This is a genomic window from Micromonospora sp. NPDC048063, assembly GCF_043202855.1.
Taxonomy (GTDB): Bacteria; Actinomycetota; Actinomycetes; order Mycobacteriales; family Micromonosporaceae; genus Micromonospora.
Genome location: NZ_JBIDBG010000005.1, coordinates 73,942 through 95,069, shown reverse-complemented (window position 1 = coordinate 95,069; position 21,128 = coordinate 73,942). Strand labels below are relative to the sequence as shown.

Below are 21,128 nucleotides of genomic sequence, written 5' to 3'. Positions count from 1 at the left end.
AGGCGGACATATCTGGAGGAGCGCTGACGCGGCCGGCGAACGCCGGGTGAGGTCCGGGGTCCGCCGCCTCGACCGACCGGGCCAGGACGGTTAGCGCGACCTGGCCCGCCGGGAACGGGCCACCACGACCCCCGCCACGACGACCAGACCCAGCCCGAGTGCTCCGGCCGCCACGATCAACGTGGCCACGTCGTCGGGGTGGTCCGCCCTGTCGTCGTCCGCGGCGCGCGCGGTCGGCGCGGGGGTGGCAACCGGCGCTGTCGACGGGTCGGCCGCGGCCAGGGCGTAGCGGAGGAGGTCCGCCCTTGTTCCCGGCGGCCGGCCGGCGGTCTCGGACACGGTGAGCAGGGACCGCCCGTCGCGGCTGTAGGTGATCGACTCGCCCTGCGGCTCGTCGGGCAGCGGGATGACCCGTGGGGTCCCGCTGGTCAGCGCGGTGACCACGTCGCCGTCGGCGACGTCGAACTCGTACGCGTCGGCGTAGGTGCGCAGCACTATCCTGCGCCCGTCCGTCGCGGTGGCAGCGCCGGTGACCGCTGTCCGGCCGAGCACCGAGAACGGGTTGCTCGTCGTGGAGGCCGGCAACCGGACCTGTCCCACCTTCGCCAGTGGCACGGTCGTGCCCGGTCGCAGTGGGCCGCTCGGGGCGTACAGGTTGGCCGAGTACTTGGTCACGATCACCGGCCGGCCGTCGCCGGTCACGAGCATGGCCTCGGCGTCGTGCGGGCCGTCCGGATACGCCATGCGGTGCAGCACCGGACGGTCGGCGCCCGGCGGCAGCTTCCACACCGCGACCGTCTGCCGGGAGCGGTCGTTGTCGCCGATGTCCGCCACCCAGACCGTGCCGTCCACGCCGACGGCGAGGTCCTCGGTGTCGCGGGGCCGCGACGGATACGGCACCGTCCGCGTGACGGCGCACTCGTGATCGAGGAAGAAGATCCGGCGGCGGGCCTCGTCGTCCGCGCCGTCGTTGACCACCACGTACCCGTCGTCCGTGGCGGCCAGGCCGGAGATCTCGGTCAGCCGGTCGTCACGCACCTCGCACAGCGGCGTCCCCCGGACCGGAGCGGGCGACGGGTTCGCCACCGCGGCACCCGGCACCAGCAGGACGGCGAGGATGACGACCGCTCCCGCCACGCGCGGCAACCTCCGCGCGGTTCCCTTACTGCGTCGCATCACCGGCAATCCTCCCATTGCGGCACGCCGGCAGGTCCGCCGACGCCGGTCCGTGTCGGACTACCAGCGGTTGCGTGCTTCCTCCGCCCAGCCGACGAGGCCGTCGAGGTCCGTGCGCTCGCCGTCGTCGGTCTGCGCCCAGCCGGTGAAGTGCCCGAAGCACTGGTGGGTCTCGTTGGCCAGCACGCCGAGGTTGATGCGGGCGACCCGCTCGTGGAACGGATGGAACTCCACGTCCACCCGGTCGCCGGTGATCCGCCAGGGCCGTAGCCAGTCGGTGCGGTCGTAGCGCCAGGTCAGGTCGGCGCCGATCTTGTGCAGCCGCCCGTCGACGAAGAGGGCGTTCTCGGTGGAGCCGGTGCCGTCGGTCCATCGGCCGCCGAGTTGGATGGATCGGCCCGGGGCGCTGCCGGCCGCCCAGTTCCACCGGATGGCGTACGGCCATCTGCCACGGCCGTGGTCGAGCACGGCGAACGAGTCCTTCTCGCTGATCGGGTACGCCGTGTCGCCCACCCACAGGGTGCCGCGCACGGGCCGCCCGAGGTCCTTGACGGTGTACTGGAACCGGCGGGTGTCCCACGGCACCACGACGCCGAGCGATTCGTGTTCCGCGGGCAGCGGCGCCTCCAGGTCGACCTGGACGCCGGGCGTGGTGGCGCGGATCGTGCTGCCGTCCGGGCGCTGGTCGATGTTGATCGACAGGCCGCCGCCGACGGCGCGTACCCGGCCCGCGCCGCTGGCCGCCGGGAACAGCGCGCGGCGGGCGAACGGGACCACCGTCTCCTTGGTGGTCTCGACGCCGCTGCGGCGGTCGAGGACGTAGACGCTGTGCACGCCCGCGTAGTCCAGCGACGACGCGACGAGGCCGACGACGTGCGTGGGGGTGACGATTCCCCAGTACTCCCACCGCTTGGTCCGTCCCCAGCCGCGCAGGTTGGCCCGGTGCAGCGGTCTGCGGCTCCAGCCGACCGCCGCCGGGTTGAGCCGCCCGTCGGGCAGGCACAGGTCGACCGGTTCGGTGATCTCCCGCTCGCGCGTCACCGGGGCAGGGTACCGGTCGGCCGGCGGCCCGGTCGGCGGTCGGGCATGACGTCCAGCGGAGCACCGCCCGCGCCGCCAAAAGTCGCTTGCCGCCAACCGCGGGCTCCGGGAGGCTGGGTCCATGACGTTCTGACGGACAGCACCCCCGTTGCTCCCAGGCCCCACGGCGCCGACCGGTGCCGTCGTGCCGTCCGCCCGTCCCCTTTCAGCGAAAAGCGAGCGTCCTTGTCTCCGCACCAGTCGCGGCGGGAGTCCCTGCCGCAGTCCAACCCTGCCCCTGCCCCTGCCACCGTCACCGTGTTCGCCTCCCCCACGAGCTGGATCGAGTCCGACGCCCTGGCGCAGTGCCGGCAGGTGGCCGCCCTCGACGGCATGATCCACGTCGCCGCCATGCCGGACCTGCACCCGGGCAAGGGCGCCCCGATCGGCGCCGCCATGGCGTCGACCGTGCTGTACCCGTTCCTGGTGGGCTCCGACATCGGTTGCGGCATCGCCGTGTTTCCCATCAGGCTCAAGCGCCCCGTACCCGAGAGGCTCGCCGCCCGGTTCCCCGACCTCGACCGCGCGCTGGACCCCGAGCAGGACGCCGACGACCCGGCCTGGGCCGTCGTGGAGGGCGACGTTCCCGCCGGTCACGTCGAGGGCCTCGGCACGGTCGGCCGGGGTAACCACTTCGTCGAGCTGTCGCGGATCGAGACCGTCCTCGAGCCGGGCCACGCGAGCCGTCTCGGGCTCGCCGCCGGCGACCTCGTGCTCATCGTCCACAGCGGTTCCCGAGGGCTGGGCGAACGGATCCTGCGGGCGCACACCGAGGTCCACGGCGCGGGCCCCGCCCCTGACGCCGCCACCTACCTGGCCATGCACGACGACGCCGTACGCTGGGGATCACTCAACCGGCGGCTGTTGGCCGCCCGGGTCGCCCACGCGCTGGGGGCCGAGCCCACCGAGCCGATCGTCGACCAGTGCCACAACCTGGTCGAGGTCCGCGACGGCATCTACCTGCACCGCAAGGGCGCGGCGCCGGGCGACGGCCGCGACGTGCTCGTCGCCGGCACGCGCGGCACCCCCTCCTACCTCGTCGCCGGCCACGCCGGCCCGGAGGCCAACCATTCCGTGGCGCACGGCGCGGGCCGCAAGATGTCCCGCGCCGACGCCCTGCGCCGGGGCCGGGCCAAGCACACCGTCGAGGAACTGCGCCGCACCCCGGTCGGGTCGCTGGTGGTGTGCGGCGACCGCCAGTTGCTCTTCGAGGAGGCCCCGACGGCCTACAAGCGCATCGAGCAGGTCGTCAGCGACCTCGTCGACCACGGCCTGGCCACCCCCGTGGCCACCACGGTCCCGCTGGTCACCTACAAGACACCCGACGTCGGGCCCGCCTCCCGACCGGACCGGCGGGACAACCGCCGCAGGCGAGGCCGGCCATGAGCGTCCACCTGCTCGTCTCCGCCGGGCGCGGCCCGCAGGAGTGCGCCTGGGCGCTGGCCCGGCTGCTGCGTCGCCTGGAGGCCGACGCCACCCGGCACGGTCTGCCGACCCGCCGGGTGCAGACCGTGCCGGGTGATCGGCCCGACACCTACCGGTCGGTGCTGATCCGGATCTCCGGTGCCGGCGCCGAGGCGTTCGCCGCCTCGTGGACCGGGACCCTGTGCTGGCAGGCGCCCAGCCCCTACCGGGCGAGCACCGGCCGGAAGAACTGGTACGTCACCGCCCGACCGTGCCAGGTCGACACCCCGACCACGACATTCGCGGAGGCGGACGTCGACATCGTCGCCTGCCGTACCGGCGGCCCCGGCGGTCAGCACCGGAACAAGGCCAGCACGGCCGTACGGGCGACCCACCGCCCCACGGGCCTCGTCGTCGTGGTCGACACCGAACGGCAGTTCAGCCTCAACCGCCGCATCGCCGTCCAACTGCTGCGGCAACGCGTCGAGCACGGCGACGAGACAGCGCGTAACGCCGCCACCACCGCCCGCTGGCGCGTCCACGACGAACTCGTCCGCGGCAACCCCACCCGCGTCGAACGCCCGAGCCCCTCGGGACAGGAGACGGTCCCACCGCAGCGGGCGCACCAGCGACGGGGACGGTCCACCGGGCCACGCCCGCCCCGCTCGTTGTAGTGCCACCGCCGCTGGGCGCCCAGGTCTGCGTCGAAGGTGTGCGGGTTGAGCCGAGCAAAACTAGATTCATTCCAAAAGAATGGACTATGTTCATCACATGGCGTCCGACTTCGAGACTCAGCTGCGGGCGGTCTCGTTGCGCGTGACGCGGCCCCGGTTGGCGGTGCTCGCAGCGCTGCGCGACCATCCGCACGTCGACACCGACACGGTGATCGCCCTGGTACGGGCGGATCAGCCCACGGTCTCCCACCAGGCGGTGTACGACGTGCTGCGCGCGCTCACCGACGCCGGTCTGGTGCGGCGCATCCAGCCTGCCGGTGCGACCGCCCGGTACGAGTCCCGGGTGGGCGACAACCACCACCATGTCGTGTGCCGCTCCTGCGGCGCGATCGCCGACGTCGACTGCGCTGTCGGCCACGCTCCCTGTCTCACCGCCTCCGACGACCACGGCTTCACAGTCGACGAGGCGGAGGTCGTCTACTGGGGCACCTGCCCCGACTGTGCGACCGAACGCACCTCCCAGTGATTCGCCAGTTCGGAAGGAAGCAGATGAGCGACAACCAGGACAACGGCCCCTCCAGCGCGCAGGGCGTGGACAAGAAGGCGGCGGCCGGCTGCCCGGTCGCGCACGACTCCGTGACCGCGCACGGCAGTGAGAGCGAGAACCCGGCGATCGACTCGCCGGCCCCGAAGACCGGAGGTCGTCCGCGCACCAACCGGGACTGGTGGCCCAACCAGCTCGACCTCTCGGTGTTGCGTGCCCACTCGTCCAAGAGCAACCCGTTGGGCGAGAGCTTCAGCTACGCCAAGGAGTTCGCCAAGCTCGACGTCGAGGCCCTCAAGCAGGACATCATCAAGGTCCTCACCACCTCGCAGGACTGGTGGCCGGCCGACTTCGGCCACTACGGCGGCCTGATGATCCGGATGAGTTGGCACGCCGCGGGCACCTACCGCATCCACGACGGTCGCGGTGGCGCCGGCGACGGTGGTCAGCGGTTCGCTCCGCTCAACAGCTGGCCGGACAACGCCAACCTCGACAAGGCCCGCCGGCTGCTGTGGCCGGTCAAGCAGAAGTACGGCCAGAAGATCTCGTGGGCCGACCTGCTCGTGCTCGCCGGCAACGTCGCCCTGGAGTCGATGGGCTTCAAGACCTTCGGATTCGGCTTCGGCCGGGAGGACGTCTGGGAGCCCGAGGAGATCTTCTGGGGTCCGGAGGACGCCTGGCTCGGCGACGAACGCTACGTCTCCGAGAAGGAGATGGCGGCCGGCGTCGGGGCGACCGAGATGGGGCTCATCTACGTCAACCCGGAGGGCCCCCGCGGCAACGCGGACCCGGCTGCGGCGGCGCATTTCATCCGGGAGACCTTCGCCCGGATGGCGATGAACGACGAGGAGACCGTCGCCCTCATCGCCGGTGGCCACACCTTCGGCAAGACCCACGGCGCCGGCGTCGCCGACGACCACGTGGGTCCCGAGCCCGAGGCCGCCCCGCTGGAGGCGCAGGGCCTGGGCTGGCTGAGCACCTACGGCAGCGGCAAGGGCGCGGACACGATCACCAGCGGTCTCGAGGTGACGTGGACCGACCGGCCGACGCAGTGGAGCAACCGCTTCTTCGAGATCCTCTTCGGCTACGAGTGGGAACTCACCACGAGCCCGGGCGGCGCGAAGCAGTGGGTCGCCAAGGACGCCGAGGCGATCATCCCGGACGCCCACGACCCGTCGAAGAAACACAAGCCGACGATGCTCACCACCGACCTGTCGCTGCGCGTCGACCCGACGTACGAGAAGATCTCGCGCCGCTTCCTGGAGAACCCCGACGAGTTCGCGCTGGCGTTCGCCAAGGCCTGGTACAAGCTGCTGCACCGCGACATGGGTCCGGTCAGCCGCTTCCTCGGACCGTGGGTCCCCGAGGCGCAGCTGTGGCAGGATCCGGTGCCGGCCGTCGACCACGAGCTCGTGGGTGACGCCGACGTCGCCGCCCTCAAGGCGAAGGTCCTGGAATCCGGCCTCACGACCGCCCAACTGGTCTCCACCGCCTGGGCCTCAGCCGCCAGCTTCCGGTCCACCGACAAGCGCGGCGGCGCCAACGGCGCACGGATCCGTCTCGAGCCGCAGCGCAGCTGGGCGGTCAACCAGCCGGAGCAGCTCGCGACGGTCCTCGAGACCCTCGAGGGCATCCAGCGCGAGTTCAACGAGGCCGGCGGCGCGAAGATCTCGCTCGCGGACCTCATCGTGCTGGCCGGCTCGGCCGCCGTCGAGAAGGCGGCGCGCGACGCCGGCGTCGAGGTGACCGTGCCGTTCCACCCGGGCCGCACCGACGCCACTGCCGAGCAGACCGACGTCGAGTCGTTCCGGGTCCTCGAGCCGCGCGCCGACGGGTTCCGCAACTACCTGCGCCCCGGCGAGAAGACCCAGCCGGAGGTACTGCTCCTCGACCGTGCCTACATGCTCAACCTGACCGCGCCCGAGATGACCGTCCTCATCGGCGGCCTGCGCTCCCTCGGGGCCAACGTCGGCGGCACGCGGCATGGCGTCCTCACCGACCAGCCCGGCGTGCTCACCAACGACTTCTTCACCAACCTGCTCTCCCCGGGCATCCGGTGGAAGGCATCGGAGTCCGACGAGCACGTGTACGAGATCCGGGACCTGGCCACCGATGAGGTGAAGTGGACCGCCACCGCGGTTGACCTCATCTTCGGCTCCAACTCCCAGCTGCGGGCACTCGCGGAGGTCTACGCCAGCCAGGACGCGCACGACAAGTTCGTGGCCGACTTCGTCGCGGCGTGGGTCAAGGTCATGAACCTGGACCGGTACGACATCGCCTGATGTGCAGAGGGCCCGGGTCACCGAGGACGTGCCCCGGGCCCTCTGCGTCCCGCGGGGTGGCCGGCCGTGGCCCGCGTCATCGGTGCGCCCGCGCCGGATCAGCCGGCCCCTCGACCGCGTCGAGCCGCGATGGCGAGCAGGTCCCGGGCCGGTCCGGTGGGTCGCTGACCGGCCGGCCAGACCGCGCGGAGCGGCCGGCTGAGATCCACGCCGGTCACCGGGACCCGGACGAGACGTCCGGCGGCCACCTCGTCGTCGATGGCCAGGTTGCTCAGGACGGCGGGGCCGGCGCCGGCGGCGACCGCTGCTCGCATCGCGCTCGTGGTGGACAGCTCCAGCAGTGGCGGAGCGAGCGGCGCGTGGCTGCGCAGGGCTGTTTCCAGGGCATGCCGGGTGCCGGAGGTGGGCTCTCGCTGCACCAGTCGGGTCGCGGCGAGTTCGGCGGCGTCGACCGGCCGGCGCCGCCGTGCCCACGGGTGGCGGGGATGCGTCACGACGGTGAGTTCGTCGCGGGCGACGATGCGCGAGTCCAGCCCGGTGGGCACGCGCGGCCCCTCCACGAAGCCGAGGTCCGCCGTGCCGTCGCCGACCGCCCGTGCGACGTCGGTGGAGTTCATCGCGTGCAGGCTGACGGCGGTCTGCGGCCGCTGCGCGGCGAGCCGGACGAGCCACGTCGGCAACAGGTGCTCCGCCACGGTGAGACTCGCCGCGACCCGCAGCCGTACGTCCCGCTCCGCGCGCAACGAGCGGATGCCGGCGTCGAGCGTCGCGGCCGCCTGCAGCACGTCGCGTGCCCAGTCAGCCACCAGCCGCCCTTCAGGCGTGAGCGTGGATCCACGAGGACCCCGCTCGACCAGGGGGAAACCGACGAGCCGCTCCATGGTGCGGACCCGAGCCGTGACGGCCGGCTGCCCGATCCCCCGTGCCTGTGCCGCCCGGCCGAGGCTTCCGGTGGCATCCACCAGCAGCAACAGCTCGAGCGCGTCCAGATCCGGCACCCGCGACAACTCCACGCCCAGACACTACGCCGACCCATCAGCCGCCCTGATGAGCCCATCACACTGAGCCACCTACCGACCCGACCGCCGCTGCTGCACTGTCAAGGAGATCTCACTTTTCGGGAGGCACGGTGGTCGACGAAGACCCGAGCAGACCCACCCTCACGGCACCCGGCGCTGGCCGTCGGTGCGGGAAGGGTCGAGAGCATCCACCCGGGTCGGAACCACGCCGGCCGCCGGGCGCCGTCCCCGGACTGCTCCTGGTCGCCGCGGCCACCGCGGTGGCGTTCGCCGTCACGCGCATGCTGCCGGCCGTGCCCGCGTCGACGGTCGCCGTGGCGCTCGGGATGGTCGTGGTCAATCTCGGCGTGCACCGCCCGATGTTTCATGCCGGCACCCGGGTCGCCGCCGGGCCCCTGCTGCGGCTCGCGGTGGTGCTCCTCGGCCTGCAACTGAGCCTCGGCGACCTGGCGCAGATCGGCGTCCCCGGCCTCGCCGTGGTGGTGGGCACCGTCGCGGTCACCTTCGCCGGCACCCGGCTGCTCGGACGACTGCTCGGCGTGTCCCGCGCCCGCTCGCTGCTGGTCGCCACCGGCTTCAGCATCTGCGGCGCCTCCGCGATCGCGGCGATGGAGAAGGTGACGGACACCGAGGACGACGACGTCCCCGCCGCGGTGGCGCTGGTCACACTGTGCGGCACCCTCGCGATCGCCCTGCTGCCGCTGCTGCGCGGCCCGCTGGCCCTGGACCCGGTCGCGTTCGGCGAATGGGTCGGCGCCAGCGTCCACGACGTCGGGCAGACGGTAGCCACCGCCAACCAGGTGCCCGGTGCGCTCACCACCGCCGTCACGGTGAAGCTGGCGCGGGTCGCGCTCCTCGCGCCTCTCGTGGCCGCGGTGGCCGTCACCGCGCGCCGCGCCGCGAAAGGGGCACCGGGCGGGCCGGGCCGCCGGCCACCCGCGGTGCCGCTGTTCGTCGTCGGGTTCCTGGTCGCGGTCGGCCTCGCCAGCACCCCACTGGTCCCGGACCCGCTGGCGGACGCCGCGCGTCACGTGCAGCACGTGCTCCTCGTCGCCGCGCTGTTCGGGCTCGGCACCGGCATCCACCTGCCGACCCTCCGGCGCACCGGCGGCCGCACCCTGGCACTGGGACTGGCGAGCTGGGTGTTGGTGGCCGCCGCCGCCTACGTCGGCGTGCGACTCCTCGGCCGCTGACGGCCGACCGCCCCCATGCCGCTGCCCGGGGCGGCCGACGGCGGTCGAGGAACACGCGAGGGTGTGGACGACCCGGCGTCGGGCGCGAGCCGAAGGCCGGGCCGGCGGGTGCGCGCGGAGCCGGGTCGCGCGGCCGGATACCGTACCCGGGCGCGGGCCTGCCCGCGCGGGCCGTCGAGCGGTGGGAGGATCGGATGCGCCTGCACGTGGGGTGCGCGATGTGGACGCACAAGTCCTGGCAGGGACGCTTCCTGGCGCATCCGCTGCCGGCCCACGAGCGGCTGCGCGCGTACGCCGGCTGGTGCACCGCGGTCGAGGGGAACACCACCTTCTACGCGACCCCGGCCCGGGAGACGGTGGCGTCCTGGGCGCGGCAGACCGACCCCGACTTCCGGTTCGTGCTCAAGCTGCCCAAGACGGTCACGCACGAACGCCGGCTCACCGGCGCCGACGAGGAACTCCGGGTCTTCCTGGACGCGATCGAACCCCTCGGCCCACGGGCCCACGCCCTCTGGATCCAGTTACCCGGCTCGTTCGGCCCCGCCGACGTGCCGGCGCTCGCCCGCTTCCTGCGGGGGCTGCCCACCACCCACCGGTACGCCGTGGAGGTCCGCCACCCCGCGTTCTTCGACGACCCGCGGGCGGCGCTGACCTTGGAGGACACGCTCGTCACGGTCGGCGCGGAGTGGATCCCGTTCGACACCACCGCGTTCTTCCGCCAGCCGCCAACCAGCGACGCGGAACGGGAGGCGTGGACCAGGAAGCCTCGTACGCCGCTGCGCACCCGCGCGCTGACCGACCGGCCGATCGTCCGGTACCTCGGCCGGGACGACCCCGCCCGGACGGTCGAGGGCTGGCAACCGTGGCTCGACGTCGTGACCGGCTGGCTGCGCGAGGGCCGCTCCCCGACCATGTTCGTGCACACCCCCGACAACGCCGACGCGCCCGACCTCGCCCGCAGGTTCCACGACGAAGTCCGGGCGCGCCTGCCCCAGGTCGAACCGCTGCCCGAGCCGACCCCGGTCGGACCGTCGACGCTGTTCTGAGCCGAGGTGGGCTGGTCGGGCGGCAGCGGCACCACGGCAACGGCTCGTGCCCGGTCGCCCGCGCCGGGCATGGCGACGCACCGACGATGCCGAGTGGGGCGCAGGACCCCGACTACATGTGGTCCAGGCGGATGAACACCCGGTCGTGGACCTCCCAGGTCGCCCGCACGTCCGGGTGACGCTCGTCGTACGTGTCGCCCCGCATGATGCCCTGGCCGAAGGTCGTGAAGGGTCCGTCCTCCAGGTGGAGACGACTGGTGTAGATGCCTCGGGTGCCGTTGTTCCACGCGATGGTCATCGAGAGTTGCTCGCCCGCGACGGTGCCCGTGACGTCGTCGCACCGGACATTTCCCGAGTGGTTCGCGGTCCATCCCCTCGGGGGGCGACAGCCGCATCGGGTGTCCGGCGCCAGGTAACCGCCGCCCAATACGGCGGACGGTATTGAACCGGCATTGCCGGGCCCAGCGTTCTGTCGTATCCCCGGCTCCGGCCGAAGCGGACGTACGCCGAGGCGATCGAGTTCCGTGCGGCACTGCTACGGTCGCCGGCATGATCCAGGATCTGACGCGGGCCTACCTGGCAAAGGTCGATCATGAGTTGCCGGGCTATGTGCGGGGCCTCTACGTCGTCGGCTCCGCCGCGCTCGGCGCCTGGCAGCCGCGCGCCAGTGACGTGGACACCGTGATCCTGACGTCGCGGCCGGCCACCGGTGACGATCTGACCCAGCTCGCGAGGATCCACCGCGAGATGCCGGGGTCGCCACGCCTGGACGGCGTCTACCTCGAGCCGGCCCTGGCGCAGGTCTGGCCGATCGACAACCGGATCGTGCCGTTCGTGGTGAACGGCCACTTCACGCCCGACCGGCCGTGCGGCGAGCTCACTCCGGTGCTGTGGTTGACGTTGCGGCGGTACGGCATCCCGGTGCGTGGACCGGCCGTCGCAGACCTGGGGATACGGGTCGACCCGGAGCAACTGCGCCGGTACAACCTCGACAACCTGCGGGAGTACTGGAAGGCGACGGCGGCGAGGATCCCGGCCGCGTTGGCCGACGTGCCACCCGACCAGGTCGTGGACGCCGACACCGTCGGCTGGTTCGTGCTCGGCCCCGCACGACTGCACTACACGCTGGCCCACCAGGACGTCATCTCGAAGGCGGCCGCCGCCGAGTACCTCGCGGAACTGTTCCCCGCGTACGCCGATCTCGCGCGACGAGCGGTTCGCCGGCGTGCGGGTGAGCCGGAACAGTTCACCGCAGCGGACCTGGCCTCGGCGGGCCGCAGCGTCGACGCGGTGGCCGACGACGCGTGGCGCCGCTTCGCATGACCAGGGGTCCGCGTGCGCCGCGAACGCCTGCACGGCGGCCAGCCGCCCGACGGCCAGCCGCGCAGGATCCGGTCCCCTAATCCGGTCGGAGAGAACCGGCAGCCGCTGGTAGGTTCGCTCGCCGTGACGGCGACCAGAAGCGAACGACTCGGCGGGCGCTTCGCCCGGCTCTTGGCGGCCAGCACCACGTCGGCGCTGGGCAGCGGGATGGCGACGGTGGCGGCTCCGCTGTACGTGGCGGCGCAGACCGACGACCCGTTGGTCGTGTCGGCGGGCGCCGCGGTGGCGTGGCTGCCGTGGTTGCTCTTCTCGCTGCCCGGCGGGGTCCTCGCGGACCGGGTCGACCGGCGCCGGCTGATGATCGCCGTCGACTGGGTACGGGTCGCCGCCCTGGCGGTGCTGGCCGCCGCGATCGTCACCGGTCGGGCCGGGGTGGCGCTGCTGTACGCGGTGCTGTTCGTGGTGAACGCCGGTGAGGTGGTGTTCCGCACGGCCGCCCAGGCGGTGCTGCCGGCGGTGGTGCCGCGGTCGCGGCTGGAACGGGCCAACGGCTGGCTGGGCGCGGGCACCACAGTCATGCACAACATGGTCGCCGGGCCGCTCGGCGGGTTCCTCTTCGTGGTGGCGGCCGCCATCCCGTTCGGTGTCAACGCCGGCACGTACGCCCTCAGCGCCCTCCTCGTGGGCCTGATGGCCGGGTCGTACCGCGGGACGGCGGAGACGGGCGGACGCCGCTCGGTGCGCGCGGAGGTCGCCGAGGGGTTCCGCTGGCTGCTCTCCCACCGGCTGCTGCGCACCATGACCCTGCTGATCGGGCTGCTCAACCTCACCCTCACCGCGGCCCTCGCGGTGCTGGTGCTGCTCGCCACGCAACGGCTGGGCCTCGGTTCGGTCGGGTACGGCGCCCTCTTCACCTGCCTCGCGGTCGGTGGGCTGCTCGGCTCGGTCGTCGGGGACCGGCTCGTCGCCGCGGTCACCGCGACGTGGACCATCCGGATCGGCCTGCTGATCGAGGCGGGGCTGCACCTGGCGCTGGCCGCGTCCCGCAGCGCGGTGGTCGTCGGGGTGGCGCTGTTCGCGTTCGGGGTGCACGGCGCGTTGTGGAACATGGTGGCCAACTCGCTGCGTCAGCGGTTGACCCCGTCCGCCCTGCAGGGCCGGGTGGGCAGCACGACGCTGTTCATCGCCGCCGGCGGCAACTGCCTCGGCGCGCTGCTCGGCGGGGTGGTCGCCGCCCGGTTCGGGCTGACCGCGCCGTACTGGGTGGGGCTCGTGGTGGCCCTGGCGGTCATCGCGGTGACCTGGCGGGTCTTCGACCGGGCCACGGTCGCCGCCGCGTACGCCGATCCTGCCCCGGCGGCCCCGGACGCTCCCGCCACGATCGCCTGAGGAGGCCCGATGCCGTCGCTGTGCGTACCACCGCTGTTCGCCGCGCTGGAGCCCGCCCGCACCGTGCTGATCGCCGGCGCGGGTGGCGGTTTCGACGTGTACGCCGCGATCCCGCTGGCCGTCGCGTTACGCGACACCGGCCGGACCGTGCACCTGGCCAACCTCTCCTTCACCCAGCTCGAACTGCTCGACCTGGACGCCTGGAAGGCGGAGAACGTCGCCGCCGTCACCCCGGACACCGCCGGCCCGGACGACTACTTCCCGGAACGCGCGCTGGCCCGCTGGCTCGCCGCCAGCGACCAACCGTGCACCGTGTACGCCTTCGCGAGGGTGGGCGTGCGTCCGCTGCGCGCCGCCTACCGACACCTGGTCGACACGCTCGGCGTGGACGCGGTGGTGCTGGTCGACGGCGGCACCGACATCCTGATGCGCGGCGACGAGGCCGGCCTCGGCACCCCCGTCGAGGACATGACCAGTCTCGCCGCGGTCGCCGGGCTCGACGTGCCGGTGAAGGTGGTGGTCTGCCTCGGGTTCGGCATCGACGCCTATCACGGGGTGAACCACACCCAGGTGCTGGAGAACATCGCCGCCCTCGACCGCGACGGCGCGTACCTGGGCGCACTGTCCATCCCGGGCACCAGCCGGGAGGCGGAGCTGTACCGGGACGCGGTGGCGTACGGGCAGGCGGCCACGCCGCTGCGGCCCAGCATCGTGCACGGACAGATCGCCGCCGCCACCCGTGGCGCTGACGGGGACGTACACGGGACCCGCCGCACCCGGGGCAGCACACTGTTCGTCAACCCGCTGATGGCGATCTACTTCAGCTTCGACCTCGACGGTCTGGCCCGCCGTTCGCTCTACCTCGACCGCCTGGAGCACACCGTGGGCATGCGGCAGGTGGCGTCTCGGATCGAGGAGTTCCGCGACGAGATCGAGCGGCGCGCGCCCCGGGTCTTCCCGCACTGACCCGAGTCCGCGATGTCGCGAGGGTCCAGGCCGGCGTCGGCAGCGACTCAAGCTGACGCTGCCGTAACGGACCCACGGTGGAACTGTCCGCAGTAGAACGGCAGCGGGGGCGGTCGTGGGGCGAAGTGCCGCGCGACCGCGTCCTGGTCAGCGGCGAGGACCGAGACCGCGAAGGTCCCGGCCGCCACGACGCCGTCAAGGGTGCGGGTGCTCTTCTCGAGGCAGATCAGGATGAGGGGCGGGTCGAGCGAGACGGAGGTGAAGGAGTTGGCTGTCATCCCGTGCGGGTCAGTCCCGCCGACGGTGACGATGGTGACCCCGGTGGCGAAGGTGCCCAGGACAGGACGCAGTTGCGGGGTGTCCAGCGGGGACACCTCGGCGCCGGGAGGCGGTGACGGCGGCGGCATCAGCACGGCAGGAGCGTGCCTTCACCGGTTCGGCGCGCGAGGTCGAGAAGGGCCAGCTCGGAGGGCGGTTTCTCGGGGTCGTCGCACCACGTGGTCGTGTTGATCAGGCGGCGAGTGGTTTCCGCAGGCGCTCGGCTGGGGTTTCCCCGCCGAGCGTTTTGCGTGGGCGGAAGGCGACCGAGGCGCGGCAGCGAGCTCCGTAAGGGGGCGGCACACAAGATCCAACCGGTCGGACCGTGGCGCCGGCGGATGAGTCGGTTGCCGCACTTCGGACTGCACGGCTCACCGCAACGGCCAGATTGGTGAGGACGGTGTAACAGGTACTCACGTTCGTTGCGCTTGTGCTGGCAGGGGTGGAAGTCGCGCCGGCCACGTAGCCGGGGGCCAGACCTGTGTACCAGGCGGGATCTTCATCACGCGCCAGAGCGGCACTCCGGGTGGAAGGGGCCAATTGTGCATGATCTTTCTGCGATCGCCCGAGAGCGGGAGGTGCTTTCCGCCGTCGCCGATGCGATCGCAGCCGCGGCGGCCGGCAGGAGTTTGCGTGTGGCGGTCACATGCCCCGATTCGCACCTCACCTTCGTCGGTCAGCTCACGCGGGCGCTGCACGCTCGTGGCCTGGCATGCCGCTGCGTGGTTTCGAAGCCGAATCCGTCCGTCGCCGGCTTGCCGTCCCAAGACGGAGAACCTGAGTCGGCGCTTGCCGTGATCACCAGCGAACCGTTCGCGCAGACCGACGCTGACGTGCAGCGCGTGAACATCGACGTGATCGCTGGCGCGTCGCCGGCACCCCGACGGGTCGTCGGTCACGGCCAGGCAGGTGGCGGGACCCCGGATGCCGACACGCAGCCCGACGTCGTTCTCGAATATCACGAGCCAGCTCGGCTGATCCTCCGCCACATGGCGCCCCACCTGTCTCGTGCCGTGGCCGCATAGGTTCGTCAGGCCGCTGTTGATCTGCAGGGCGCCCAGCCCGAGGGAGACCGCCGATCCGAACAGCGTCGCGAAGATCGCGAAGATGTCGATGGCCTTGCCGGGGCCCCGGTTGGCCCGTTCTCCGATGAGCGGGAAGAAGGCGCTGCTGATCAGGCCGCGCCGGCCCTTACGGAAGGTGAAGTAGGCCAGCGTCAGACCCACCACCGCGTAGATCGCCCACGGGTGCAGCGCCCAGTGGAAGAACGAGTACTCCATGGCCACGCGGGCGGCCTGCTGGGAGTTCGGTTCGGTGAGACCGCGCGGCGGGGTCCCCAGGTGGGACAGCGGCTCGGCGGCGCCCCAGAACATCAGGCCGATGCCCATGCCGGCGCTGAACATCATCGCCACCCAGGAGACGGTGGAGAACTCCGGCTTCTCGTCGTCCCGGCCGAGCTTGATCCGCCCGTACCGGCTGGACGCCAGCCAGACCGACAGCACGACGAAGGCGGCGCTGGCCAGCACGAAGACCCAGCCGAACGCCCTGACCACCCAGTCGAGCGCCGCGCCGGTGACCGACGCCAGGTTGTCGGTGGCAACGATGCCCCACACGACGAAGAGCACGGACACCGCGGCGGCGATCCCCAGCACCGTCCGGTCGACGTCTCCCGGGCGGCGGCCCGGCTGGACTGGCGCTTCTCCTAACGGGGTGTTGCTGTCAGTTGACGTACCTGTGGCGGGCACGGCCATGGTCTGTGGACCTCCGTGGGCTCGCGGGAACGCAGGCCGCAGTTCCGGCGCTGTTTCCCGCCGGTGGGCCCGCAGTTCCGGTTTGTCCCGACCTGGTCAGCGGTCTGGGAACTCGGAATGGTGTCTCCGGTTCATAGGCGATCTTGCGTGAATGGCGAACGTACGCGCGGTTCGCCGGGGCTCGACCGCCACTGACGCCGGCGACGGGCCGCAATCACTCTCGGTGTCAATCTTGGAGGAGACCCTGCGATCTCATGACAGTCCCATGACAAGACCGGCGAAACGTCACGGACCGTGGACGAGGGCGGTCTCACGGCCTCGCGCGGTGACACGCGCAGCAGCGCCATCGTGATCAGGCCGGACGCGCCTTCCATTTGCGCAAGCTGTCGTGCCGGCCGCGCACGCCGCGGAGGGAAAGCCGACGGGTAGGTGGACGCCGATCAGGGCGGCGGTGAACTCACGCGAAGCGGGACGGGTCCCCCGCCCCCTCGCGTAGGATCTCCGGCTCGGGTTGCGACAGGTCGACCACGGTCGTCGGCTCCTTTCCGCAGTCGCCGGCGTCGATCACCGCGTCGAGGACGTGGTCCAGCCGTTCCTTGATTTCCCACCCCTGGGTCATCGGCTCGTCCTCGTCCGGCAGGATCAGGGTGCTCGACACCAACGGCTCGCCGAGTTCGGCCAGCAGCGCCTGGGCGACCGTGTGCCGGGGGACGCGTACGCCCACCGTGCGTTTCTTGGGATGCAGCAGCCGACGCGGCACCTCACGGGTGGCGGGCAGGATGAAGGTGTAGCTGCCCGGGGTGCATGCCTTCACCAGGCGGAAGACCGAGTTGCTGACCTGCACGAACTGACCGAGCTGGGCGAAGTCCCGGCACACCAGCGTGAAGTGGTGCCGTTCGTCCAGTCGCCGGACCTCCCGGATCCGATCCAGCCCGGCCCGGTTGCCCAGCCGGCAGCCGAACGCGAAACACGAGTCCGTCGGGTAGGCGACCAGCCCGCCGTCCCGGATCAGGTCGGCGACCTGGCGGAGGACCCGGGGCTGGGGATTGTCCGGATGCACGTCGTAGTACCTCGCCATACGCCGAGACTAGTACTTCAGCCGACGCCGCCATCGTTACCATCGATGTTGGTGGTCGGGTGGTCGGATGGTGGTGATCAGGTGTGCCGCCGCTACCGCGACCGTCCCCACGGGTTGCGTTCGACCCAGTCGCCAGCAGACCGCCGTGCTCATGGCGCCTCCGGCCGCCCATCGCTGCATTTCACGCCAAGGGCGATCTCTAGTGCCGTGACCACGAACGTTCACCGTGTTGGATAACACGCCGTCTGGCCTGCCGGCCCGGCAGTCTGGTGGCACTCAGGCTGTGGCGGTGGCAGAACCCGTTCGCGTACGGCGGCTCAGTGACCAGGAGGGTCAGCAGCTGCTGAAGATCACTCGTAGAGGTACCGGCTCGCCGATTCGGTTACGGCGGGCGATGGTCGTGTTGGCGTCTGCCGGCGGGAATACGGTGCCGGCGATCGCTCGCCTCGTTCAGGCGGACGAGGACACGATCCGGCAGGTCATCCACCGGTTCAACGAGATGGGAATGGCCAGCCTGGACCCTCGGTGGGCGGGTGGCCGTCCCCGCCAGATCAGTCCTGACGAAGAGCAGTTCATCGTCGAAACGGCCAACACCCGCCCCAAGAAGCTGGGGCGGCCGTTCACCCGGTGGAGCATCCGCAAACTCGCCGACCACCTCTGCTTGCATCCCACCCGACGGGTCCGGGTGGGCCGGGAACGGCTGCGGCAGATCCTGCACCGGCACCGGATCACCTTCCAGCGGACCAAGACGTGGAAGGAGTCCACCGACCCGCAGCGCGATGCCAAGCTCGCCCGGATCGAGTACGTGAGCAGCCACTTCCCGCAGCGAGTGTTCGCGTTCGACGAGTTCGGGCCCCTGGTGGTCCGCCCGCAGGCAGGGCCGGGCGGGCGCCGGCCGGGCACCCGCACCGGCTGCCCGCGAACTACCACAAGCTGCACGGGGTCCGGCAGTTCCACGGTTGTTACTCCGTCGGTGACGACCAGCTCTGGGGCGTCGTCCGGCGCCGTCAGAGCGCCGCGAACACCCTCGCCGCGCTCAAGTCGATCCGGGCCGTGCGTCCGGACGGGGCGCCGATCTACGTGATCCTGGACAACCTGTCCGCGCACAAGGGCTCGAAGATCCGCAGGTGGGCGGCCCGGAACAAGGTCGAGCTCTGCTTCACCCCGACCCACGCCTCCTGGGCCAACCCGATCGAAGCCCAGTTCGGGCCACTACGCACCTTCGTGATCGCCGGCTCGAACCACCCCGCGTTGACCCGGAAACTGCAGGCCTACCTGCGCTGGCGCAACGCCAACGCCCGCCACCCCGACGTACTGGCCGCCCAACGCCGCGAACGCGCCCGCATCCGCAGCGAACGACAACGACACTGGGGCCAACCCGCCACTCGCGCAGCCTGACCCCAACACCGTCAACGTTCGTGGTCAGAGCACCAGCCGGCCCGTGGGCCTCGGCGGGCCACTGTGCCCCACGCCGATCCGACGTGGTGGAGCGCCCGGGCCCGGCGTCGTCGGGTCAGTAGCCTTCGAATTCACTCACGGCGTCGGGGTGGGCGAAGAAGGCGCCAGGATAGCGCGGCGGGTACCGCAGGGCGACGTCGCGGTCATCGGGCGGAAAGGCCCGATTGATGCCGAGTGCCACCTCGTAGCCGCCGTGGAGGAGTAGCTGTTTCGCTCCCGGAATGTACTCGTTCTCGACCTGATACCGCAGCTCGGTGAACTTGGCCCGCACCGCGTTGCCGAGCGCCACCAGATTCAGGGCCTCGGGACCGCCGTCGACCCCTGCTTGAAGCGCTCTGGTGAGGGTGCTCGTGAATGGGTCGATCTCGCTCCCGAACAGCATTACCCGGCCAGCGCCCAGCAGCGACAACTGTGGGCCGTGCCAGTGACCGGCCGGTGGGTCCGGCAGGGTGAAGTGCCGCGCGGCGATCTGCGGGGAATCGCAGTCCAGCAGGACGACGAGTCGGGTGGCCGCACTGTTCCGCATCAGGTCGGCGACCCTCCTGAGCACGGACCGCCGGCTGCCCGGATCCTCGGTCCACTGCTCCGCGCCCTCGGGGGTCTCCCAGTGTTCCGGGCCGGTCGCGGCGTAGGAGAACAGCAACGTGTCCGACGCCGCCGCCGCGGCCCGGCGCACGGCGTCGATCACCGCGTCGGGGGACTCCCCGCGCACGAGCTGTTCGGTGTGCGCTTCGAGGAAGGGCGTACCGATGTTCGGGGAGACGAGGGTGCGGGCCAACGCCCTGGTCGCCTCCACCGCCGACTCGTAGCCGTGGCCGAAGCCATGGTCGGCGTCGGGGTCGGGGGTGTCCCGGCCGACGAGGACGGCTCGGGAACCGGCGAGGACGGGCAGAAGCGGATGTCGTCGCGGGGTCGCGTCGGCTGTCATCACTCCATTCTGGAGACCGAGAGCCGGCCAGTCGATGTCCCCGGCCGTGTCGGCGTCGGGGAGCGCGAGCCAGCATCTCGCGCTGCAGGTCGCTCCCTGCGGGCCGGCTGCGGCGCGTCAACCGCCGTGCCCGTACCGGCTCGGCCAACCCGCGTACCCCGCTCTCAGCAGCACTATCACCGCCGTCGAGAGTGAGCCCCTACCGCCTCGTCCAAACGGACGACACTCGGCGTGTCACCAGCCCGGTGAACGCTCCGAAGTTGGCGTTGCTGGCGTTGACCGCTGAGGAGCGGGACGTGTTGCAGGGCTGGGCTCGTCGTGGGAAGACGGCGCAGGCGTTGGCGTTGCGGGCGCGGATCGTGTTGGCGTGTGCGGATGGCTTGTCCAACAGCGAGGTCTCACGGCAACTCGGGGCGTCGCTACCGACGGTCGGTAAGTGGCGCAAGCGGTTCATCACGCAGCGACTGGCGGGGTTGCAGGACGAGGCTCGTCCTGGTGCGCCGCGGAAGATCACCGACGCGCAGGTCGAGGCGGTCATCGTCAAGACCCTCGAAGAGACGCCGCCTAACCAGGATAGCCACTGGTCGACTCGGTCGATGGCGAAGGCGACTGGGCTCAACCAGACGGCCGTGTCGCGGATCTGGCGGGCGTTTGGGCTCAAGCCTCACCTGGTGGACACCTGGAAGCTGTCCACCGATCCGTTGTTCATCGACAAGGTCCGGGACGTGGTCGGGTTGTACCTCGATCCGCCGGACAAGGCGATGGTCCTCGCGGTCGACGAGAAGTCCCAGATGCAGGCCCTCGATCGCACCGCGCCGATGCTGCCGATGATGCCGGGCGTGCCCGAGCGCCGTACCCATGACTACGTGCGCCACGGCACCACGAGCCTGTCCCGCACGATACCCGTCGCGGTCTCCCACGACTGCTCGGTGCCCACGCACTCGAGCACGCTCGTGGCACCGAGGCCGCCGGTCAGCTCCTTGACGTGTGCGACGGCCGCCTCGCCGCGTTTCGCGACGTGATCGGTGGCCCCAGAAGGCCGGGCGACTGCGGCCCGGTCCTGGTGCCGTCCCAGGCAATGATCCGCTCCGCCCCGAGCCGCTTGGCGGCAGCACCCCTCAGAGCCCCACGGCCCGATGGTCGAGCTCTATGCGGCCATCCGCCAGGAGCCCCGTACGGTGCCTCCGGGGCTGTCCGGACGAACGCTGCAGCGCGCAAGTCTGGACGCTGCCCGGTGCGACCACGCTGGAACAGGCGCACGGCGGGCAGGTTTACCCCGGTCCACGACGCCTGGCGGGCTGCCGCTCGCAAGACCCACGGCGACACCGCAGGAACATCGACCCTGCTCGGCGTCCTGCACTAATCCGACCGGACCAACGACACGAGCACGTCCACGACGAACGCCTCAAGCCCTTGCCGCACCACCGAAAGCTCATCGGGGGCCGATGAAGCATGAAGCAACCCGGACCACTCCGACCACCCACGACACGCCGACCGAA

The 21,128-nt window shown here is 71.6% G+C and carries 18 protein-coding genes and 2 pseudogenes; 11 read left to right on the top strand and 9 right to left on the bottom strand.

Features of this window, described 5'->3' with window-relative positions:
- Positions 1-90 precede the first annotated feature (90 nt).
- Together ACGFZ2_RS15470 and ACGFZ2_RS15465 are read right to left on the bottom strand one after the other, a co-directional pair.
- On the bottom strand, positions 91-1,137 hold the full coding sequence (locus ACGFZ2_RS15470) for a hypothetical protein (protein WP_393453880.1): 1,047 nt from the start codon (positions 1,135-1,137) through the stop codon (positions 91-93).
- A gap of 99 nt (positions 1,138-1,236) precedes the next feature.
- On the bottom strand, positions 1,237-2,217 hold the full coding sequence (locus tag ACGFZ2_RS15465; protein WP_393453877.1) for a DUF2804 domain-containing protein: 981 nt from the start codon (positions 2,215-2,217) through the stop codon (positions 1,237-1,239).
- Positions 2,218-2,442: 225 nt separating this feature from the next.
- On the opposite strand from ACGFZ2_RS15465, the gene ACGFZ2_RS15460 reads away from it, so the two are divergent.
- From ACGFZ2_RS15460 to katG, 4 genes are all read left to right on the top strand, one after another.
- The gene (locus ACGFZ2_RS15460) at positions 2,443-3,642 is read left to right on the top strand and encodes an RNA ligase RtcB family protein (protein ID WP_393453875.1); all 1,200 of its coding nucleotides are present in this window, start codon (positions 2,443-2,445) and stop codon (positions 3,640-3,642) included.
- Complete coding sequence (gene prfH, locus ACGFZ2_RS15455) at positions 3,639-4,334, top strand: peptide chain release factor H (RefSeq protein ID WP_393264387.1); 696 nt, start codon at positions 3,639-3,641, stop codon at positions 4,332-4,334. The genes ACGFZ2_RS15460 and prfH overlap by 4 nt, the downstream gene beginning before the upstream one ends.
- A 97-nt stretch (positions 4,335-4,431) precedes the next feature.
- The gene (locus ACGFZ2_RS15450) at positions 4,432-4,860 is read left to right on the top strand and encodes a Fur family transcriptional regulator (RefSeq protein ID WP_393453872.1); all 429 of its coding nucleotides are present in this window, start codon (positions 4,432-4,434) and stop codon (positions 4,858-4,860) included.
- Positions 4,861-4,883: 23 nt separating this feature from the next.
- Positions 4,884-7,160 carry a catalase/peroxidase HPI gene (katG, locus tag ACGFZ2_RS15445; RefSeq protein ID WP_393453870.1) on the top strand — a complete coding sequence of 759 codons (2,277 nt, stop codon included), beginning with the start codon at positions 4,884-4,886 and terminating at the stop codon, positions 7,158-7,160.
- Positions 7,161-7,258: 98 nt separating this feature from the next.
- On the opposite strand, the gene ACGFZ2_RS15440 is transcribed toward katG, so the two are convergent.
- Positions 7,259-8,173 carry a LysR family transcriptional regulator gene (locus ACGFZ2_RS15440; protein ID WP_393453867.1) on the bottom strand — a complete coding sequence of 305 codons (915 nt, stop codon included), beginning with the start codon at positions 8,171-8,173 and terminating at the stop codon, positions 7,259-7,261.
- A 116-nt stretch (positions 8,174-8,289) separates the two neighbouring features.
- Here ACGFZ2_RS15440 and ACGFZ2_RS15435 point away from each other — a divergent pair, with 116 nt between their 5' ends.
- Positions 8,290-9,372 carry a YeiH family protein gene (locus tag ACGFZ2_RS15435; RefSeq protein ID WP_393453865.1) on the top strand — a complete coding sequence of 361 codons (1,083 nt, stop codon included), beginning with the start codon at positions 8,290-8,292 and terminating at the stop codon, positions 9,370-9,372.
- A 218-nt stretch (positions 9,373-9,590) separates the two neighbouring features.
- The gene (locus tag ACGFZ2_RS15430) at positions 9,591-10,418 is read left to right on the top strand and encodes a DUF72 domain-containing protein (RefSeq protein ID WP_393454412.1); all 828 of its coding nucleotides are present in this window, start codon (positions 9,591-9,593) and stop codon (positions 10,416-10,418) included.
- A gap of 112 nt (positions 10,419-10,530) precedes the next feature.
- Here ACGFZ2_RS15430 and ACGFZ2_RS15425 read toward each other — a convergent pair whose 3' ends face one another.
- Positions 10,531-10,716 (bottom strand): hypothetical protein, encoded by a 186-nt coding sequence (locus ACGFZ2_RS15425; RefSeq protein WP_393453862.1) that lies wholly within the window; start codon positions 10,714-10,716, stop codon positions 10,531-10,533.
- Positions 10,717-10,967: 251 nt separating this feature from the next.
- Here ACGFZ2_RS15425 and ACGFZ2_RS15420 point away from each other — a divergent pair, with 251 nt between their 5' ends.
- From ACGFZ2_RS15420 to ACGFZ2_RS15410, 3 genes are all read left to right on the top strand, one after another.
- Positions 10,968-11,741, top strand: a complete 774-nt coding sequence (locus ACGFZ2_RS15420; protein WP_393453859.1) for an aminoglycoside adenylyltransferase domain-containing protein — start codon at positions 10,968-10,970, stop codon at positions 11,739-11,741.
- 123 nt (positions 11,742-11,864) lie between these two features.
- Positions 11,865-13,130 (top strand): MFS transporter, encoded by a 1,266-nt coding sequence (locus ACGFZ2_RS15415; protein ID WP_393453856.1) that lies wholly within the window; start codon positions 11,865-11,867, stop codon positions 13,128-13,130.
- 9 nt (positions 13,131-13,139) lie between these two features.
- Positions 13,140-14,096 (top strand): DUF1152 domain-containing protein, encoded by a 957-nt coding sequence (locus tag ACGFZ2_RS15410; RefSeq protein ID WP_393453853.1) that lies wholly within the window; start codon positions 13,140-13,142, stop codon positions 14,094-14,096.
- A gap of 47 nt (positions 14,097-14,143) precedes the next feature.
- Here ACGFZ2_RS15410 and ACGFZ2_RS15405 read toward each other — a convergent pair whose 3' ends face one another.
- The 3 genes from ACGFZ2_RS15405 to ACGFZ2_RS15395 all read right to left on the bottom strand — a co-directional run bounded on the left by ACGFZ2_RS15405 (position 14,144) and on the right by ACGFZ2_RS15395 (position 17,243).
- Positions 14,144-14,503, bottom strand: a complete 360-nt coding sequence (locus ACGFZ2_RS15405; RefSeq protein WP_393454409.1) for a flavin reductase family protein — start codon at positions 14,501-14,503, stop codon at positions 14,144-14,146.
- Positions 14,504-14,827: 324 nt separating this feature from the next.
- Positions 14,828-16,165, bottom strand: coding sequence for a BCCT family transporter (locus ACGFZ2_RS15400; protein WP_393453850.1), 1,338 nt, complete (start codon positions 16,163-16,165; stop codon positions 14,828-14,830).
- 457 nt (positions 16,166-16,622) lie between these two features.
- Positions 16,623-17,243 carry an L-threonylcarbamoyladenylate synthase gene (locus tag ACGFZ2_RS15395; RefSeq protein ID WP_393262589.1) on the bottom strand — a complete coding sequence of 207 codons (621 nt, stop codon included), beginning with the start codon at positions 17,241-17,243 and terminating at the stop codon, positions 16,623-16,625.
- Positions 17,244-17,532: 289 nt separating this feature from the next.
- Here ACGFZ2_RS15395 and ACGFZ2_RS15390 point away from each other — a divergent pair.
- A pseudogene (locus ACGFZ2_RS15390) lies at positions 17,533-18,641 on the top strand (IS630 family transposase).
- 115 nt (positions 18,642-18,756) lie between these two features.
- On the opposite strand, the gene ACGFZ2_RS15385 reads toward ACGFZ2_RS15390, so the two are convergent.
- The gene (locus ACGFZ2_RS15385; protein ID WP_393453847.1) at positions 18,757-19,629 is read right to left on the bottom strand and encodes a hypothetical protein; all 873 of its coding nucleotides are present in this window, start codon (positions 19,627-19,629) and stop codon (positions 18,757-18,759) included.
- Between the two features lie 245 nt (positions 19,630-19,874).
- On the opposite strand from ACGFZ2_RS15385, the pseudogene ACGFZ2_RS15380 reads away from it, so the two are divergent.
- A pseudogene (locus ACGFZ2_RS15380) lies at positions 19,875-20,519 on the top strand (IS630 family transposase); the annotation flags it as partial.
- Here the strand turns inward: ACGFZ2_RS15380 and ACGFZ2_RS15375 are convergent.
- Positions 20,492-20,704, bottom strand: a complete 213-nt coding sequence (locus tag ACGFZ2_RS15375; RefSeq protein WP_393267391.1) for a zinc-binding dehydrogenase — start codon at positions 20,702-20,704, stop codon at positions 20,492-20,494. The pseudogene ACGFZ2_RS15380 and the gene ACGFZ2_RS15375 overlap by 28 nt on opposite strands.
- Between the last annotated feature and the right edge of the window lie 424 nt (positions 20,705-21,128).